We start from the raw sequence: 20,288 nt of genomic DNA, 5'->3' as shown, positions 1-20,288 counted from the left end.
GCGGCAAATTTTTTATAAGACGTTGTGTGCTGAAAATTTAGTCTGCTTAGCGAATTATCATGAATTTTTATTTACTTTAAATTAAAAAAATAATCCTTAAAAAATAGAACCATGAGGAACTCCTTTTTTACAATAATTTTATTATTTGCTTTATCAATAAATGCTCAAGAAAGAGTTATTATTGAATTAAATAAAGGATGGAAATTCGAAAAGGGCAAAAACGAAAATGCTTTTGAAAATAATTTCAATGATTCGAAATGGGAATCCGTTACTGTGCCTCATGATTGGGCAATTTATGGACCTTTTGACAAGGAAATTGACAAACAAGTAACTGCCATTGTTCAAAACGGCGAAAAAAGTGCCACCGAAAAAACTGGTCGCACTGGTGCACTTCCCTACATAGGCGAGGCTTGGTATCGCAACCAATTTTCAGTACCCAATTTGGATAAAAGTAAAAAAGTAATTCTCCTTTTTGAAGGCGCTATGAGCGAACCAAAAGTATTTCTCAATGGAAAAAAAGTAGGCGAATGGAATTATGGCTACAATTATTTCTATTTTGATATTACCAATTTAATCAATGAAAATGGCAAAAATAACTTAGCCGTTCATTTATCCAATCTAGAATCATCGTCTCGATGGTATCCCGGTGCGGGTTTGTATCGGAAAGTAAAAGTGATAGTTAAAAACAAAGAGAGTATCGATCAATGGGGTACATTTATTACCACACCGATAGTCACTGCTGAATTAGCAAAAGTGAATATCAAAACAACCGTTACAGGAGAAAATCTTCAAATAAAAACCGTAATAAAAGATGCTTCTGGAAAGGAAGTGGCCATTAATGAAACGGCACTCATTTTCGGAAAGGAATTCGAACAAAATATTGCGGTCAGAAATCCACATTTATGGAGTCCTGAAAGCCCTTATCTCTACACTGCTGTTACTCAAATATATGTTGGCAATATGCTAAAGGACGTGTCTAACACCCGATTTGGTATTCGAGAAATTAAGTACGAAGCCAACAAAGGCTTCAGTTTGAATGGCAAAGTCCGAAAATTCAAAGGGGTTTGTTTGCATCATGATTTAGGTCCAATTGGAACTGCTATCAATAAAGCTGCTTTGCGCAGACAACTGACGATTTTGAAAGATATGGGATGCGATGCCATTCGTAGTTCACACAATATGCCTTCCTTAGAACAACTCGAATTGTGTGACGAAATGGGCTTTATGTTTTTAGCCGAAAGTTTTGACGAATGGGCTAAGCCAAAAGTAGAAAATGGATACCATCGTTTTTTTGATACCGATGTTGAAAAAGACTTGGTCAATTTGATTCATGCTACCCGCAACCACCCTTGCATCGTCATGTGGAGTTCCGGTAATGAAGTTCCAGACCAATGGGGTGCAGAGGGTGTAAAACGTGCCAAGAGATTACAAGATATTTTTCATCGTGAAGACCCAACGCGTCCTGTAACGGTAGGAATGGATCAGGTTAAAGCGACTATGGAATCTGGTTTTGGAGCGCTATTAGATATTCCGGGACTCAATTATCGCTTGCCTTTGTATGAAGAAGCTTTTAAAAAATTCCCACAAGGATTTATATTAGGTTCGGAAACGGCATCGACAGTGAGTTCCCGCGGGATTTATAAATTTCCAGTTGTAAAAGGGCCAAATAAACAATATCCAGATTTTCAATGTTCTTCGTATGATTTAGAATATTGTAGTTGGTCTAATGTTCCCGATGATGATTTTGTTTTGCAAGACGATAAACCATGGGTTATTGGAGAATTTGTTTGGACTGGTTTTGATTATTTGGGTGAACCAACACCTTATGACGAAAAATGGCCTTCTCGAAGTTCGTATTTTGGAATTAATGATTTAGCGGGTTTGCCAAAAGATCGATTTTATTTGTACCGAAGCCGATGGAAAACCAATGACAAGACTTTACATATTTTACCGCATTGGAATTGGGAAGGCAGAGAAGGAGAAACTACCCCAGTTTTTGTTTATACTAATTACAATAGTGCCGAACTTTTTGTCAATGGAAAAAGTATGGGAATTCAGAAAAAAAACAATACAACTCCTCAAAATCGATACCGATTGATGTGGATGGATGTCAAATACGAACCTGGAACTCTTAAAGTTGTGGCTTTGGATAACCAAGGAAAACCAGTTGCAGAAAAAGAAATTCATACAGCCGAAAAACCATATGAAATTAAACTCGAAGCAGATCGAAATACCCTTGAAGCCAATGGAGAAGATATAGCATTTGTAACCGTTTCTGTAGTAGACAAAAAGGGAAATCCTTGTCCAACAGCAACTAATCAATTGCAATTTGCGGTGTCAGGAAACGGAACTTTTCGCGCTGCTTGTAATGGAGATGCCACTTCTTTAGAACAATTTCATTTGCCTACTATGAAATTATTCAGCGGGAAATTAGTAGCCTTGGTACAATCCACTGCAACATCGGGAAAAATAGAATTAACAGTAACTGGCAAAGGACTGAAAAAGGGTAAAATTAATTTAAAATCAAACTAACTTCAAAAATAGTAAATGGGTTTCAATTCGCTGTTAATAATCAAAAAACGAAAAGTATATTTAAAAAAAATGATGCAGTATGCCACAGGATAGTATTACTGTTTTTATTAAATAAATTTGAAAACTTACTCAAGATTTTAATTTACTATTAATATGGCCTTCAAAAATATTTTTTTAGTTTTATTTATAATGAATTGCGGGGTGTTATCCGTAAAAGCCCAGAAAGCGATAACAATTGTTAATGTTATTAACTATGGTGCAAAAGGTGATGGAAAAACCTTGGATACAAAAGCCATGCAAAAAGCCATTGATGCAGCAGCAAAAATAGGAAATGGGACAAAAATTTTAGTCCCAACGGGGCATCAATATCTCATTAGCACCCTAGTTTTAAAAAGCAATATTGAATTCTTTTTAGAAGGTAACGCTCAACTTTTAGTCAGTGATAAAAAAGAAGATTATTCGGTAGAAGGAGCAATAGTAGCCAATGATGTTAAAAATTTAAAAATATCAGGCACAGGAAGTATCAATGGTCGCGCATTAGAATTTATGACCCATTATGATACAGTCAAGGAAATTTGGACGCCAAAAGAGTGGAGACCCAAATTATTTATTCTGACGAAATGCACCGATTTAGAAATTACCGACATTACCATTGAAAAAGCTCCTTCTTGGAGTTTGCATATGTTAGGTTGTGAAAATGTTTTAATAGATGGTGTCAAAATTAAGAATAATCTCGATGTTCCAAATTGCGATGGAATTGATCCCGATCATTGTCGAAATGTTGAAATACGCAACTGCGAAATAAGTTGTGGAGATGATGCGATAGTAGTAAAGGCAACACAACAAGATATAGATTATGGGCCATCTGCCAATATTTGGGTGCACGATTGCAAACTGGAAACTCAGGATTCAGGAGTGAAAATTGGAACAGAAACAACACAAGATATCTATAATATTGTTTTTGAACGTTGCGAAATTAAAACGAGTTGCCGCGGATTGACGATTCAACTACGCGATGAGGGCAATGTTTATAACATCGTTTTTAAAAATATAAATTTCACTTCTCGATATCATTCCAATCCCTGGTGGGGGCGAGGAGAGGCAATTTCGTTAACCGCAATACCCCGTAATCCTGATTCGAAAATTGGAATTATTCACAATGTTTTAATCGAAAATGTAAAAGGAATAAGCGAAAATAGTATTCGAATAAACGGAACAAAAGAAAGCAGAATTACGGATATTCGCCTTCAAAATGTAAATGTCACCCTAAACAGATGGACAAAATATCCTGGTAATCTATACGACAATCGTCCAACAAAAGCGTATCAAGGGATTGAAGTACATGATACTCCTGGAATCTCGATTCGATTCAGCGATCGTGTGGTGTTGGACGATTGTAGCATAGCTTGGGGAAATACAATTCCAGAATATTTTACTAATGCGATTCAAGCAACCGAATCCACCGGAATTGAGATAATAAATTTTAATGGAGAATCAGCCAATCCTGCGAAATATAAGGCAATAGATATTCTTAAATTGTAATTAACTTAATAGATGAAACTATACAAAAAAACATATTTACCTTTGATTGTTCTTCTGTTTTTTGGGATTCAGGCTTGGTCTCAAGATAATCGCAGTTTTAAAGTTTTTCAATTTCCAGCTAATAAAATCCCAACCATTGATGGCAATGCTGAGGATTGGAAAATTGTTCCTGATAGTTATGTTGTGGGCATGAATGAATTATGGGAAGACAGTGGCAAACAGACTAAAGCGGATTCTAAAAACTTAGATGTACGTGTAAAAGTAGCTTGGGTAAAAGGATTGAACCGGTTGTATTTTTTATATGAAGCTTATGATGATTATTGGGATTTTTCGTTGCCGGGTTTGCATAATGACACTTTTGAATTGATTGTAGATGCAGATCAATCTGGAGGACCACTTATTGAACGCTTTCATCCCAACAAATCTCTGGTAAATACCATGGATGGTTATTTTTCTTTTCAGGGCGTTCATGCTCAAAACTATCACATATTTACTCCTGCCGAGGGAAAAGATTGGACTTTAGTTTGGGGTAGTCAACCATGGATAAAAGAGTTGCCTTATGCCAATGCAGCTACCAATTATAATTTCAAACCGGGTGAATCTGGAAAAATGACCTTAGAATTTTGGATCACGCCTTTTGATTATGCCGGAAATACTCCAGATAGAGCCGTTGAATCCCTATTGGAAGAAAATAAAAATATCGGACTTTGTTGGGCTATTATCGATTATGATGATGTAAATAATGAAAAGAATAATGGTTTTTGGAATTTATCCAAGGAACATACCATGTACGGAAATGCAAGTTATAGTTTACCTTTTAAATTAATGCCATTAGAAGCTGAATTCAAAAAAGCAATCGATGCAAAATGGATATTTAATACGGTTGATATTAATCGCAGAATGGTAGCATTTATAGATAAATCAGTAGGCGAGATCCAATCATGGAACTGGGATTTTGGTGATGGAATTACTTCGTCAGAACAAAACCCAATACATCAATACAAAGAAGCAGGGAAATACATCGTTGTTTTAAATGTTGCAGGACCAAAAGGAACTTCTAGAATGTCAAAAATATGGGATGTTGCAATAAAATAAATAATCTTAATTTATAAAAAATGAGAACAAAAATTAAATTTCATGTTACACTAAGCTTAGTTGTACTGTTATTCGTGGGATGCAAAGTGCAACAAAAAGTAACTAGTGTTACAATCACTTTAGCAAACGATTCGGACATAGAATTATCAGAAAAAGCAGTGGCAGTTAATAGGAATCTTATAGACAGGAATGCTATGACAAAAGGTTTCCCACTTCTAATTTTTAAATCAGATACCATTCCATCTCAAGTCAATGATTTAGATGGAGATGGAAAATGGGATGAACTTTTTTTGGTTACCCATTTCTCGCCCAAAGAGCAGAAAACAATCCAGTTAAAATGGGTAAAAGAAATGCCTAAATTCCCAATTAGAACCAGTGTGAGATTCGGAAAAAGGGAAGCCAAAAATATTCCTGTACAACCTGCCACTGAAGAGGTTTTAATGGCGGATCAAGTACACGCAAAATTAGGTTTTCAAAAATACCAAACCGACGGTCCAACATGGGAAAATGATAAAGTAGGTTTTAGACATTATTTGGATGGACGCAATGCCAAAGATGTTTTTGGGAAACGTATTCCTGCTATTACACCTGAAAATGTTGGTATAAATAGTGCTGGAGCGGTGGAAGATAATTACCATCAAATGTACGATTGGGGAAGAGATATTTTTCCAGTGGGTAATTCAGCAGGACTTGGAGGTTATGCCTTATCCGTAAATAATGAAATTACACGACTTGGAATTATTACCACAGACAAACTCAATAATATTGAAAAAACAACATTTAAAATAGTTTCCGAAGGTCCTGAAAATTCGATTTTAAATTATAAATACTACAATTGGAAAGTTTCAGGAAACCAATATCAAGTTAATGAAACCACTTCGATTTGGCCTGGGATGTATGGGTATAAAAATACAGTTAGTATCAATGGAATTACTGGAAATGAAACATTTTTAATTGCTCTTTCAAACATCAACAATCAAAAAGGACTAAAAGTGATTGAGGTTGGAGATTGGGTTTGTTTGATCCAACATGATAATTTGACCTACAATCGCGAATGGATTTTGGGAACTGCAATTATAGTTCCTAAAAAAGACTACTTGGGTTACATAGAAGCTCCTAAAACAGGTCAATTAACAGATTCTTATTTGGCAAAATTTAAAATAGAAAATAACAAGCCAATTAGTTATTATGCTATAGCTGGATGGGAATTGAGTGCAGATAAAAATTTTAAAGATGCCAATTATTTCACAGAATATGTAACCAATTTAGCGAAACAGCTTGCTGTTGAAATTACTGTTGCAATAAAAAAATAAACTACTAAGACATTTGGGATTTAAAAAATTGTAAGTAAGATTTTCACGTATTTTTTTCCATATATAGCGTAAATAATTTTAATGAATCTAATTCAGATAAAATAATAAATAACAATAATTATAAATTAATCTAAGACTATGAATTATAAATCAACCACAATTGCCACATTATTAATTTTTGGTATTTGTACAACCGTAAATGCCCAAGCCAATGATGCCACAGCGCCATTGCACTTAATGAAACCTAACTATCCTACTCCTTACGAGGTTCCTCAAAAAGAAGCTATCAAAACAGTATTGGATAGAGTGTATACCTTTTTAGATAAAAACAGTGCTTCTAAAATTATAAATGCAACTACAAAAGCCGAGATTACAAATTATAAAAAAGGCAATGAAGATATCATCTTTGAGCCTGGTGCTTTTAGATTGACAAGTTACGAATGGGGAGTTACTTATGCAGGAATGCTTTTAGCTTCTAAAGCCACTGGTGAGAAATATTTTGCCGATTATTCGAATAAAAGAATACAACTAATTGCAGATATCGCCGAAAATTATAAAGAGAAAAACATCAAAGATAAAGACATGCTCAAAACGCTGCATCCTGAAGCTTTGGATTTTGCAGGAGCACTCTGTGCCGCATTTATAAAGGCAAAACAAGACGGTTTAAAAGCAAATGTTGACCCACTGATTAATAATTATATTGACTTTATTAGCAATAAACAATTTAGGCTACAAGACGGAACCTTGGCCAGAAACAGACCTCAAGACAACTCACTTTGGCTTGATGACATGTTCATGAGCGTTCCTGCATTGGCACAGATGGGTAATTATACCGGTAATGTTAAATATTTTGATGATGCCGTGAAACAAGTCAATCAGTTTTCTAAAAGAATGTTCAATTCGGAAAAAGGAATTTATATGCATGGTTGGGTACAATCTATGGAAGACCATCCACAATTTCACTGGGCTAGAGCCAATGGTTGGGCTGTGATGGCAATGGTAGAGTTATTAGATGTTTTACCCAAAGATCATCCTGGATATGCAGGCGTTTTAGCACAATTGCAAGCACATATCAAAGGATTGGTAAAATACCAAGATGGCACTGGTTTTTGGCATCAATTATTGGACAGAAATGACACCTATTTAGAAACTTCGGCAACAGCCATTTATACCTATTCTATTGCTAAAGCGATTAATAATGGATATATTAATAAAATGGCCTATGCTCCTGCAGTATTGTTGGGATGGAATGCAGTAGCATCAAAGGTAAATGATAAAGGTCAAGTTGAAGGGACTTGCGTAGGAACAGGAATGGGATTTGATCCCGCTTTTTATTATTATCGTCCAATAAATGTATTTGCAGCCCATGGTTACGGACCCGTTTTATTAGCTGGTGCAGAAGTAATTTTATTATTAAAAGACAATCAGTTTGAAATCAACGATAGCTCCATTCAATTAAAAATTCCAGGCAAAAACAACCAACACAAATGAAATTCAAAATCCTTTTAAGCACCTTTTTTATTTTTGCTACTGCCACTATTTTTGGTCAAATTGGAACTCGCTTTCCATCCGAAAAAAAGACAGTTAAAGATCCCGTTACGGGGCAAAAATTAACATTTCTAACCACTAAATCGGCAGGTGATTCTAAAACGTATCCCACACATCCACAATGGACATCCGATGGTGAATGGCTAATCTTTAGATCCAACCGTGTCAAAGGCGAAGCTATGGCCGTCAACGAAAAATCGGGGATTATCGTTCAGGTGACCGAAGGAGGGTATAACGGAACCTTGTGTATGGCGCAAAAGTCGATGAAGTTGTACTTTATGCGAAATGGACAAGACAACAAAATGCAAGTAATGGAAGTCAATTTGGCGAACGTATTTGCTGACAGTAAATCTGGAAAAATGAAATCCGTTTCGGAATACGAACGCGTTTGTGGAATTACAAATCCAGAAATGGGAGCTTCTGGCGATATGGCATTGGATGCAGATGAAGAAATCGTTTATTTTAGAGTCGGAAAAGAGGAAGCCGCCAAACATTTGGATAGTGAAGTAGTTATCGAGAAAAATTTTGGACCTCGAAATATGGGAGCTGGACCAGGAGGAATTGGTAGTATGAATTTGAAAACTGGAGAGTTCAAACACGTGATTTCAGTTCCGTTTCAAATTGGCCACATCCAATCGAATATATGGAATCCGGGCGAAATTGTTTTTTGTTGGGAAACTGGAGGGAAGTCGCCGCAACGTACTTGGACCGTTATGGCCGATGGTACAGGTTTGCGACCCTTATACCCAGAAGCCGATTATGAATGGGTTACTCATGAGGTCGTAATTTCAAAAGATGAGGTTGCCATGGCAATTATGGGACATCGGAAAATTGATATTGAGAAGGATGTTCCTGTAGAAGTATCTGAAAGTACTGGAATACGAAATCCTGTAAACCCTGGGCAAGAAAGTAATTGGGGAGCCACAGGAACTCGCGAAAAACCAACAGGTCTTGCTATTGTCAATCTAAGAACCAGAGAGATGATTATTGCAGGACAAACCAAAAGCGGTAGCGGTTTATGGCATGTTCATGGTTCAGCTGACGGTCGTTGGGCTGTAGGCGATGATTTTTCGAGGAGTTTGTATTTAATAGATCGGAAAACCAATGAAATGATGATGCTCACCACTGGGCATAAAGAGACCGCTTCCGACCACGTACATCCAACTTTTAATAGAGAGGGAACGAAAATTGAAATCCAGTCGGCAATGCTTTCCGAAGACAATCGCACTATGAATATTTGTATTGTAAATGTGCCAAAAGAATGGTTGAAACGTAAAACAAAATAATCATAATTGTTGCAAAAAACCCACAGTTATTTTAATCCAACGCGCTAAAAAGAACTTCAATAAAAATTATATGTCCATATCTTATAATTCTATTTTTAGAGACTTATTTAAAAAAATAATATGTGTTATTTTTTTGATCAACACGCCCATTTTATTTGCACAACTTTCTGGAAAAACGGATTCCATATATTCTGGAATACCTTGGTTCGATCAAAATGGAAATGTGGTAAGTGCCCACGGAGCCTGTATCATTAAGGAAACAGATAAATTTTATCTATTTGGCGAAGCCCATAGCGATACTAGCAATGCTTTTGCGGGATTCAACTGTTATTCCTCAAAAGATCTTTATAATTGGAAATTGGAACGAATTGCACTTCCAGTGCAAAAATTGGGAAAATTGGGGACTAACAGTGTTGGCGAAAGGGTCAAAGTGATGAAAAACCCTAAAACCAAAGAATATGTAATGTTTATGCATGCTGATTCGATTACATACAAAAGCCAGTTTGTGGGTTATGCCACTTCAAAAACGATTATAGGGCCTTATCAATTCAAAGGTGCTTTACTATTCAATGGCAAACCCATAAAAAAATGGGATATGGGTACTTTTCAAGATGATGATGGTTCGGGTTACATTCTCATTCACGGAGGTGAAATTTATAAATTAAGCGAAGATTATAAATCTGTTGTTGAACAAATAAACCCCAATATGACATCAGGATTTGAATCGCCCACGATGTTTAAGAAAGAAGGGCTTTATTATTTTATTGGCTCGCATCTCACCAGTTGGGAACGCAACGATAATTATTATTACACCTCGAATTCCATCAAAGGACCTTGGATATCAAGGGGACTTATTGCTCCAGAGGGGTCATTGACTTGGAATTCACAATGCACTTTCGTCTTGCCAATTGTTGGAACAAAAGACATCACCTATATGTTTATGGGTGATCGATGGTCTTTTCCCAAACAAGCCTCTTCGGCGACTTATGTTTGGCAACCTCTTTTGGTTTCAGGAACGTCACTTTCAATGCCAACCTATCAGGAAGGATGGCAAATTAATGTTGCAACTGGAATTGCATCGACACTGAAAACTGTCGATACAACTATTGAAAACACGGATAAACAAATTCAGTACACTGGAAATTGGAAACACATAAACAACGGAAATTCAGGTTCTGTAAGCAAATCTGACGAGAAAGACTCTTCGTTTTCCATCCAATTTAGCGGTCAGCAAATCGCTTTGTACAGTTATGTGGGTGTTGAAAATGGCTATGCAAAAATTGTGCTCTCCGACAAGAAACGAAAAGTAATGGTAACTTCCATTATTGACATGTATGGCAAATCTCCTTTGTCAACACCAGTATTCCGTTCGCCGCTTTTGAAAAAAGACGATTATAAATTAACCGTTTATGTGACCGGAGAAAGACCAAATTGGTCTGATAAAAGAAACACGATTTATGGCAGTACAGGAAATTTCGTTTCTATGGATAAACTAATAATAAACTAGATAGTTCAAATTATGTTCAAAAACAATTTCTTTAAATGCGTTAAAAAACTTTTAACTATCGTAATGCTTTTCATTTGTAGCTTCTCGAATGGACAAGATATTCCAAAAAATTTCCAAAACCCAATCCTGCCTGGATTTAATCCAGATCCTTCCATTTGTAGAGTTGGTGACGATTATTATTTGGTTACTTCTTCTTTTTCTTGGTATCCGGGCATCCCCATTTATCACAGCAAAGATTTGGTAAACTGGGAACTTATTGGGCATGGAATTACGCGTTCCGAACAGCTTAATTTCAATGGTATAAAAGACAAAAACGGAATTTGGGCGGTTACTATAAGGTATCATGATGGATTGTTTTACCTGATAACAACTTGCTCTGATTGTGGGGGTAATTTTTATATCACTGCTACAAATCCTGCAGGTGAATGGTCCGATCCTATTTGGTTGAAAGACGCAGCAGGAATCGACCCTTCCTTGATGTGGGACGACAACGGCAAATGTTATTATTCGGGAAACAGCTGGGATTTTAAGAAATCTTGGGCTGGTCAATGTGCTATTTGGGCACAAGAATTGGATTTGAAACAACAAAAATTAGTAGGCGAAAAAAAGATATTGACTTACGGATATGCCAATAATGCAGGGTATGCCGAATCCCCACATTTGTATAAAATAAATGGTGAGTATTTATTAATCGCTGCCGAAGGAGGAACTGATATGTATCATTCTATTACTGCACATCATAGTTCCTCGATATTAGAAACCTACAAGGCTGATAAAATAAATCCCGTCTTATCACATCGTCAATTAGGAAAAGATTACCCCATTCAGGCTGTAGGTCACGGTGATTTGGTACAAACCCAAAATGGCGATTGGTGGGCTGTTGTACTTGGCAAAAGACTGGTAAATGGACAAGTACCACTTTCTCGTGAGACCTTTCTTTGCAAAGTAAATTTTGAAAATGGTACACCAATTTTTAATCCGGGTTACGGAACAGTTTTAGCAGAACAGGAGCGTCCTAATCTTCCTTGGACGCCAGTAAAAAAAGAACCTTTTAGGGATGATTTCAATGATGGAAAATTGGCTTTAAAATGGCATACTACCCGCACACCTACAGAGAAATTTTACAATATTGATAAAGGTTTTTTAGCTATGAAATTGCGTCCGCAAATAGCGGATAGCTTGGTTCATTCATCGATGTTAATTCAGCGTACAGCACATCATCAATTTTCAACTTCAACCAAATTAAATTTCAAAACCTCAAAAGAAAACGAGCAAGCTGGTTTAATAATTTACAGAACCAATGAGAGTTATTATATGCTGATTAAAGAAAAGGCACGAATTGTCTTGATTAGAAAATTTGATGGTAAAAAAGAAATCATTGCCGAAGCTCCCTACACAAAATCCGAAGTGGTTTTTAATTTAAAAGCAGATCAATTAGACTTGCAATTTAGTTTTGGTGAAACTTTAGAAAACATGAATCTTATTGGAGGCTTACAAAGCTTAATAGTAATTTCAGAAAGCAACATCAATAAGTTTAACGGAACTGGTATTGGTATGTACGCATCCAGTAATGGTCAACAGAGTAAAACCAATGCTTTATTCGATTGGTTTGAATACAAATATTAAAAAATAACCCAATTTAAAATTTAAAAAATGAATTATTTCAAAACAAAACATTTACCCTTTAGTTTGTTATTGCTATTTTTAGCTTTAACAACCAACGCCTTTTCTCAAGCACGGAATACAACTAATTTTGATAGTGACTGGCAATTTTCAAAAGGAGATGTACTTGGGGCCGAAAAACCGCAATTTAATGCAAAACAATGGACCAAATTAAATGTTCCCCATGATTGGAGTATTGAAGGGCCTTATGATAGAGACAACACTTCAGGTCGTGGTGGGGGGTATTTACCAACAGGAATTGGATGGTATCGTAAAACATTTGAAATAAATAAAGAGGATGCGAAAAAAAGAACCTCCATTGAGTTTGACGGAATTATGGCCAATAGTGATGTGTGGATCAATGGCACCCATTTAGGGAAACGACCTTATGGTTATATCAGCTTTAGTTATGATCTTACACCGTATTTAAACTTTGACAAACCCAATGTTATTGCAGTGAGAGCCGATAATTCCACCCAGCCAGCTTCTCGTTGGTATACAGGTGCAGGTATTTATCGTCATGTTCGATTAGTGTCAGTGAACCCAACACATTTTACACATTGGGGAACATTTATTACAACACCAGTTGCCACAGCAACTAGAGGGGTTGTTAATTTAAAAGTTGAAATTGAAAATAAAGGAATTGCAGGCGATTACAATGTACAAATCGATATTATTGATAAAGCTGGAAAAATTGTAAAAACAGTAGAAAGCCAAAAAAATATTGCAGCCAACGCAACGGGATTAATTACCCAAGACATAGAAATTGCAAATCCAAAATTATGGAATATTGACCAACCCAATTTATATACTGCTACAACAAAATTATATTCAGGAAAAACACTTATCGACAATCAGACTATTTCTTTTGGAATTAAAAAATCTGAATTTATAGCCGAAACAGGTTATTGGTTGAATGGAAAAAATATAAAATTGTTTGGCGTTTGTTTGCATCATGATGGTGGTGCCGTTGGCGCTGCAGTTCCTCTTGGAGTTTGGAAAGAACGCTTCAAGAAATTAAAAGAAGTGGGTGTAAATGCCATCCGTACTTCTCACAATCCAGTTTCCCCAGAATTTCTTGATTTGTGCGACCAAATGGGATTCGTAGTGATGAATGAAACTTTTGATACTTGGACCGCTGCGAAGCATAACGGTGAAAAAGGGTATAATTTATATTTCAAAGAGTGGTGGGAACAAGATACCAAAGACATGATTTTGAGAGACAGAAATCATCCGTCTATTGTAATCTATAGCATCGGAAATGAGATACACGATGATTTGAGTTATCCAGAAGGGTATAAAACCTATAAAATGCAAGAGGATGTGGTTAAGAAATATGACAATACCAGACCAGTAACTATGGCGTTGTTTAGACCAGCCAATTCTAAAGTATATCTTAGTGGTTTTGCTGACCACATGGATGTTGTGGGACAAAATTACCGTGAAAATGAACTTATTGCTGCTCATGAAGCACATCCAAATTGGAAAGTTATTGGTACCGAAAATACACATGTTATCAGCCAATGGTTGGCTTTACGAGATAAACCGTACATGGCTGGACAGTTTTTATGGACAGGTTATGATTATCTGGGTGAAGCCGATTGGCCAGAAACAACCAACAATCAAGGACTTTTTGATAGAGCTGGAAACTGGAAACAACAAGGTTTGCAAAGAGATAGCTGGTGGTCTACAGAAGCTGTTGTACACATCGTGAGAAAATCGGATAATGCTGGTGCAGGTAGTTGGGTAGCCGATTGGACACCAACCGATTTTGATACCTATGATAATGCAAAAGTTCAAGTATACAGCAATTGTGATGAAGTGGAACTTTTTCTTAACGAAAAATCATTGGGTTCAATGAAAAAACCTGAGAATGATTCGCCAAGAGAATGGAATGTTACATTTGCAGAAGGGACTATTAAGGCAATTGGAAAAAATAATGGTAAAGTGGTAGCTCAAGAAGCTTTTACTTCTGCTGGCGAACCTGCAAAAATTATTATTACTAAAAGCAATCCAACCCTATCTAACAATTGGGATGATGTATCATTCATCACAGCAACCGTAGTTGATGAAAAAGGAATTCCATGTGTTAATGCTGATAATCTGATTAAATTTACTATTTCGGATTCTGGTAAAATTATCGGAGTTGATAATGGAAATGTAATGAGTCATGAATCCTATCAATCACCAGAAAGACATGCATACAACGGAAAAGCAATTGCGATCATTAAAGCATCACAAAATGGAGGTAAAATTGAAATAAAAGCAACTGCAGAGGGACTTGAATCAGGCGCAATCACTGTTGACATAGTTGCAGAGAAAAACTAATTCAATTACAATTTTAAGTTTTAAAAAATGCCTCGAAAGTAATTTTGAGGCATTTTTTTATGAGAAATTTTGATGTTTTTTACTGAATCGAAAAGGTGATTTTTTCTTTTATTTGAAGTTGAACCGATTTTAATCCTGCAGTATCTTTTCCAGAAATAGCTTCTCTGATTCCAGGTTCAAAATAAATTTGGCTTTCCGTGGAAAGGGGAACAATTTGCAACACTATTTGTTTTTCAGATTGCTTTTTATCGGATTGATTGAATCCAATAGTCCACCGTTTACCGATATAAAAATCATCAGCTATTAAACTGCCGTCGGCATAAACAGAAGCGGTATCACCAAAATAATCCAAAGTCATAAAAAAGGGATTTACTTTAAATTTCTTGCCTTTTGGAATGGATAACAAATAGTATTTTGAACCAGCAACAGGACTCAAATTTGTTTGATATTGTGGCCCAGGATTTGCCGCTGTAACGGTAGAAAGTCTATTGTCTGCGGGTAATTGATTTTTGGAATTTAAATCGGGAGTGATATCTACAATTTCTTTTGAAGCTACCTCCATTTCGAAACCTTTCAACTTTGCCGAATAAAAACTAAACAATGTAGCGGCTGATTTTTCCTTTTTTAGCTTTTTCGATGCTTCAATTTTTGAATTTTGAGGATACACCTGCACTTGAAACGATTCATTTCCAGAAGTAGTAATTTCATTTCCGGTAATTAATAAAGGCGCATTAGAAATGAGTAGTTTTTGTTGTCCTCCATTGTCCATTTTGTAAGCATTTCTAGCTTGGTTTGCAGAAAGCGTCAGTATTCGCACTATTTTACCGTTATTAGAAACAAGTTCTATTATGCAATTTAATCCAGCATGTAAGTTATTAAATTTATATTTTTCGGGAAAACCATTTATAGCTGCATCGGTTGTTTTTACCTCCTTTATTTTATTTTTATCGAATACAAATTCGGGAGCAATTCCATCTACTTCAAAAAACACATAAAGTGGTTCCGCTCCTTCAATCTTGCACAAAGGTTGCGCCGTGGCATATTGGAGATTGAGTCCTTCAATATTCATATTAAAAGGAAAAATTGCTTGCGTATTATTTTTTATGCTAATGAGTTTTTCTGGGAATACAATGCTTTTATTTTCGCTTAATTTCAATTGAAATTGTACATCCTTGATTTCCTTCATTTCCAATTTACGTTGAAAATGACTTATGAAAACAAATCCGCTACCTTCTTTGGCTCGAACTGCAAATCGTAAAGTTTCTGCATCCGAGGCTTCTTTGGGCATTTTATCTGGAAAATAAGCTTGATAGGTTACCAAATCATTCCCAAATTCATTCAAGAAAGTATGCAAGACTTTAAAATTATAAAAGGAAGGTTTTAGGATTCCAAATTCCCCAATTGGAGCTTGAAAATCATAATTGATAATGGCATAATCGTTAGGGTATTTAGTAGCCTTCGATTCCTGAAACGTGGATAGTTTACCAATTTTATTCGATCCGCCATGAAACATATAATACCCCATGAGATTGGCTCCTGAACCAATTTTTGTATAGGCCAAAGCCGTGACATCATCGGAATTTATGATAGGACGACGGTGGTAAGTTACTTGGTTTCCACCACCCATTTCGGCCGTTGCATAAGGATATCTGTAGCCCGAATAATTGGCTACATCTTCTTGTTTACCAAATAAATCACTTCCTATGGCTGGATCATTTCGCAAGGTTCCAAATAAATAATTTTTAGACAGTGGCAATTCTGTTGTTTTTTTATCCCATGGAGCTTCGGGATAAGCACCCCAAACAGGAACTAATTCGTCTTGTTTCAGATTGGAACCCGGCCAACCTGTCGCGGTGTAATAGGGGACATCAATGCCGGATGGAATAGCCATTTGCTTTAATCCTAAAATATGTTCTAAACCTTTTGGATTATTAAAACGGAATTCATTCTCTATTTGTACGCCAATAATTGGACCGCCATCTTTAAAATACAAACCTTTTAATTGTGCTCCAATTTCATCATAAAATTTTTGAACATTAGAAAGATAAGCAGCATCATTGGTTCTCATGTTTCCTCTTTTTACAATCCAATCCGGAAAACCACCGTTTCTGACTTCGCCATGACACCAAGGACCGATTCTTGGAAAAACAAAAATGCCATGTTTTTTACAAAGGGAAACAAATGTCTTTAAATCATTTTCGCCTTCCCAATTCCATTTTCCTTCTTCCTCTTCATGATAAATCCAGAAAACATAGGTAGCAATTACATCAATTCCTGCGGCTTTCATTTTTAGAATGGAATCTTCCCATTGACTTTTTGGAACTCTTGAAAAATGAAATTCTCCCATAACAGGATACCAAGGTTTTCCATTTTTTATAAAATAAAGACTGTTTAGTTCCATTTTATCACCATTTGGAGCCACATTACTGCCTTGCTTCAAATGTCCTGAAAGTATTACTGGAGTTTCTCCACTAATATCTACAGAATAAAGATTTTGTGCTTTTAAGCCGATCGAAAAAAGAAACAATAAACAGCATAGTTTTTTCATAATTTAGTTTATTTCACTCTGTTTTGAGCCGAATTTGGTTTCAATTCATCAGGGCTATCTTTGGTATAGGTATTGAAAACTTCTTTCGAAGGACTCACAAAAATATCTTTGATTACATCAAAAGACAATTCCTGTTTAGGATTAAAATCATTCGAATTCATGTATTGCTGTAGTGAATAAAACAATTGTTTTGAAGCTATTTTGCTTGAATCCTCTGGATCCAAATCGGCACTACTCACGATAATTTTTCCCTTTCCTACTTTCGCTTCAAAAACCAAAGCCAATCGGCGATTCATAAACCAAGTATCAATAGGTTGAATCAATGGACGGAAATCGGCAGGAAATTCTTCCAAGTTCATGACTTGTGCTCGGTTTTGAATATCCCACCATTGCAAATCACTATAATAATTGGTTGGAAAATTGGCAAAAGCAGGACTTTTATCTTGAATCAACATTCCGGTAACATGTGGCGGACGCATTTTGAACCAAGAGGTATTCCAGAAAACAGGAAGAAAATGCATCGCTACTTCTTTTCCTTTTACTACTTTTCCAGCGGCATTCAAAAATACTTTACCACCTTTATTCAAAATTTCTTTTGCTTTATCGTCTAAAACGGTTGTATAATAAATGTCCGGAATCAATTTGAATTTTGTATCAGGATAAACCCAAAAATCCCAATCATTTACAAATGCTGTATCATTCACTTGTACTTTCAAATTTAATTTGGATGCTTCTTGAATTGTACCCAAATCAAACTTTAAGTTCCCCACAAAAATCCCATTGCCATTTTCATAGGTTTTTGGATCAAAATTTCCTGAAGCGAGTGTAACTCCTTTTTCGTTTTTAATCGTCCAACTCAAGACTGCATTCTTTAACGGCGTTTTACCCGAGTGAAAAAGAATAATTTCAGCATTGAATACTTCATTGTTATTGTACACAAATTTCGCAATTTTTGCCAAAGGAACGGTTGAATTACAAAAACGTGAATATTCGGAAGCTTTTACATATCCTTTTTCTTCAAAGAAAGCATCCAAAACCCCAACCAAAGCTGTTCCTTGACCCGGAAAATCCTGTAATCCCAACATTTGAAAACCCGCATAATCTGGCGTTCTCAATATTTTTTCGATTTCATTTTTATAACATAAAACCTGTAATTTACCCGATGCATTCAAGAAATCCTTACTCTGATTTCCCATGTGATGATCTTCTAAATCTTCTTGAAACATCTCAAAGTTCTTAGCTCGGTACACACCTGTGTATTTTTTTATTTCTTCAAAATTCGGAAAAACACAATATTGACCTATTTCGTGAGCCACAAAAGGGACTTTGAAAGCAGCAATTCCAGCACTAAAATCAGAAACGGTTTCAGGTCTTTTATTCCAATCCAAACCTCTCACACCTCCACGCGCTTGGTATTCGGCATTAGGCACAACAGGCCAACTTCCGCCCACGGTCATTCCAGTGTACACGCGTCTGTTATCTTTTGCTTTCCAAAAATCAACAAAAGCATTCAAATATTTCACCTGATTTCCTGCTGGTTCATTTCCTGCTGATAACATGGTATATGAAGCATAGTTTCCATAATGCTTTGCCATACGCTGGGTTTCATCATACAAAAACTGATCTATGGGTTGCCCTAAACCTATTTTTGGTCCGTGATTAGGCCAACTAGGCCCTTCGGGTTGCAAATATAGTCCCACTATATCGGCAGCTTTGAAAGCCGCTTCTGGTGGACACCAAGAATGAAAACGAACATGATTTAATCCGTATGATTTTATTTTTTTGAATATTTTCTCCCAGGCTTCAACTGTAGTGGCGGGATAACCTGTAAGGGGAAATTCGCAATTGTGAACCGTTCCTCGCAGAAATACAGGATTATCATTAATCAAGAAATGATTACCAATAATTTTGAATTCGCGCATGCCAAATGAAACTGTTTTCTCTGTATTAATTTTATTAGAAACCAACTTAACTTGGAGATGATACAAAGCAGGATCAAATTCATCCCATGTCAGCATTCCTTTTCCAAAAGGAAGTTCGAGTTCGATAGTGTTATTGGTTAGTTTAGCAACTTGAAGTTTACTTGTTATTTCCTGAGTCTCATCTGATAATGCCGAATTAAAACTTTTGGCAGCAATCGAAATTTTTCCAATGAAATTCTTTTGGGTGCTATTATTCACGGTGATTTTTACTCGAGCTTTTCGGTTTTTTATATCAGGATAAATCTGAATATCATCAAAATACACCGGAGAACCCGACTCTAAATCAATTTTTCCGATAATTCCGTTCCAGTTTCCTTGCGTATGGTCGGTAACGCTATGGGAATCGGGACCTACATTAATTTTTTTGATACTATTATCAATTCGGATAGTAATGCGTTGTTTGCCTGTTACTAAATATGGGGTTAAATCATAATCGTGAGAAGCTACTAATGAGTTTTGCATACCTACTTCCTTGTCATTTACCCAAACCCTAGTTTCGATATGAGTTCTTTCCAAATGAAGGATGATTCGTTTCCCTTTCCAATCGGCAGGAATATTCACTTCTTTTTGATACCAAGCGGCTCCTACATAATGTTTGGCAGGAGTCAACCAAAACGGAATATGTATGTTGCCAGGTTGACGGTATTTTTCTAACCTTGGAACAAAATAAAAAGAACTGTCGTAAATTGAACCGGTCCACTTTGTCTTTAAAGTGATTTCGTCCCCTTTCAAGAATTCTGCCATAGATCCCGGTAAATCAATATTGTCCGAAAGCTTTTTATTGAACCATTTTTCAGCTACGCCTTCATCATTTCGATCCATTTGAAAAAGCCATGTTCCCTCCAAATTAATAACTTCATCTTTAAAACTACTCAAAGTGAACAAAATCATCAAAAGCAGGCAGATCGTACTGTGTTTTTTCATTATTCTTTATTTATTTTTAAA

11 protein-coding genes are annotated in these 20,288 nt (G+C 36.1%); 9 read left to right on the top strand and 2 right to left on the bottom strand.

The features are described 5' to 3' along the window. Positions 1–111: 111 nt before the first annotated feature. The 9 genes from E0F76_RS13135 (at position 112) to E0F76_RS13095 (ending at position 14,813) form a co-directional block, all read left to right on the top strand. Positions 112–2,532: a DUF4982 domain-containing protein gene (locus E0F76_RS13135; protein ID WP_132006827.1), complete on the top strand. Its 2,421-nt coding sequence runs from the start codon at positions 112–114 to the stop codon at positions 2,530–2,532. A 153-nt stretch (positions 2,533–2,685) separates the two neighbouring features. Next, a complete protein-coding gene (locus tag E0F76_RS13130) occupies positions 2,686–4,074 on the top strand; it encodes a glycoside hydrolase family 28 protein (protein WP_220398923.1) in 1,389 nt (462 codons plus the stop codon). Positions 4,075–4,086: 12 nt separating this feature from the next. Beyond that, on the top strand, positions 4,087–5,169 hold the full coding sequence (locus E0F76_RS13125) for a PKD domain-containing protein (RefSeq protein ID WP_132006824.1): 1,083 nt from the start codon (positions 4,087–4,089) through the stop codon (positions 5,167–5,169). Between the two features lie 20 nt (positions 5,170–5,189). Next, a complete protein-coding gene (locus E0F76_RS13120; RefSeq protein ID WP_132006821.1) occupies positions 5,190–6,482 on the top strand; it encodes a DUF4861 domain-containing protein in 1,293 nt (430 codons plus the stop codon). Between the two features lie 138 nt (positions 6,483–6,620). Continuing rightward, entirely contained in the window at positions 6,621–7,973 is a 1,353-nt protein-coding gene (locus E0F76_RS13115; RefSeq protein ID WP_132006818.1) for a glycoside hydrolase family 88/105 protein, read from the top strand. Beyond that, the gene (locus E0F76_RS13110; protein WP_132006815.1) at positions 7,970–9,316 is read left to right on the top strand and encodes a TolB-like translocation protein; all 1,347 of its coding nucleotides are present in this window, start codon (positions 7,970–7,972) and stop codon (positions 9,314–9,316) included. Before E0F76_RS13115 ends, E0F76_RS13110 begins: the two co-directional genes overlap by 4 nt. A gap of 70 nt (positions 9,317–9,386) precedes the next feature. Beyond that, positions 9,387–10,823 (top strand): family 43 glycosylhydrolase, encoded by a 1,437-nt coding sequence (locus E0F76_RS13105; protein ID WP_132006812.1) that lies wholly within the window; start codon positions 9,387–9,389, stop codon positions 10,821–10,823. Positions 10,824–10,886: 63 nt separating this feature from the next. After that, on the top strand, positions 10,887–12,449 hold the full coding sequence (locus E0F76_RS13100) for a glycoside hydrolase family 43 protein (protein WP_220398922.1): 1,563 nt from the start codon (positions 10,887–10,889) through the stop codon (positions 12,447–12,449). A 27-nt stretch (positions 12,450–12,476) separates the two neighbouring features. Continuing rightward, positions 12,477–14,813 (top strand): glycoside hydrolase family 2 TIM barrel-domain containing protein, encoded by a 2,337-nt coding sequence (locus E0F76_RS13095; RefSeq protein ID WP_132006806.1) that lies wholly within the window; start codon positions 12,477–12,479, stop codon positions 14,811–14,813. Positions 14,814–14,892: 79 nt separating this feature from the next. Here the strand turns inward: E0F76_RS13095 and E0F76_RS13090 are convergent, their stop codons facing one another. Both E0F76_RS13090 and E0F76_RS13085 read right to left on the bottom strand, forming a co-directional pair. Beyond that, positions 14,893–17,361 (bottom strand): beta-galactosidase, encoded by a 2,469-nt coding sequence (locus tag E0F76_RS13090; RefSeq protein WP_132006803.1) that lies wholly within the window; start codon positions 17,359–17,361, stop codon positions 14,893–14,895. Between the two features lie 8 nt (positions 17,362–17,369). Beyond that, positions 17,370–20,267 carry an exo-beta-1,4-galactosidase gene (locus E0F76_RS13085; RefSeq protein ID WP_132006800.1) on the bottom strand — a complete coding sequence of 966 codons (2,898 nt, stop codon included), beginning with the start codon at positions 20,265–20,267 and terminating at the stop codon, positions 17,370–17,372. Between the last annotated feature and the right edge of the window lie 21 nt (positions 20,268–20,288).

Source organism: Flavobacterium cellulosilyticum, from assembly GCF_004349355.1.
Lineage (GTDB): Bacteria > Bacteroidota > Bacteroidia > Flavobacteriales > Flavobacteriaceae > Flavobacterium > Flavobacterium cellulosilyticum.
The sequence above is the reverse complement of the archived record's forward strand: the minus strand, read 5'-3'. Positions and strand labels throughout refer to the sequence as shown.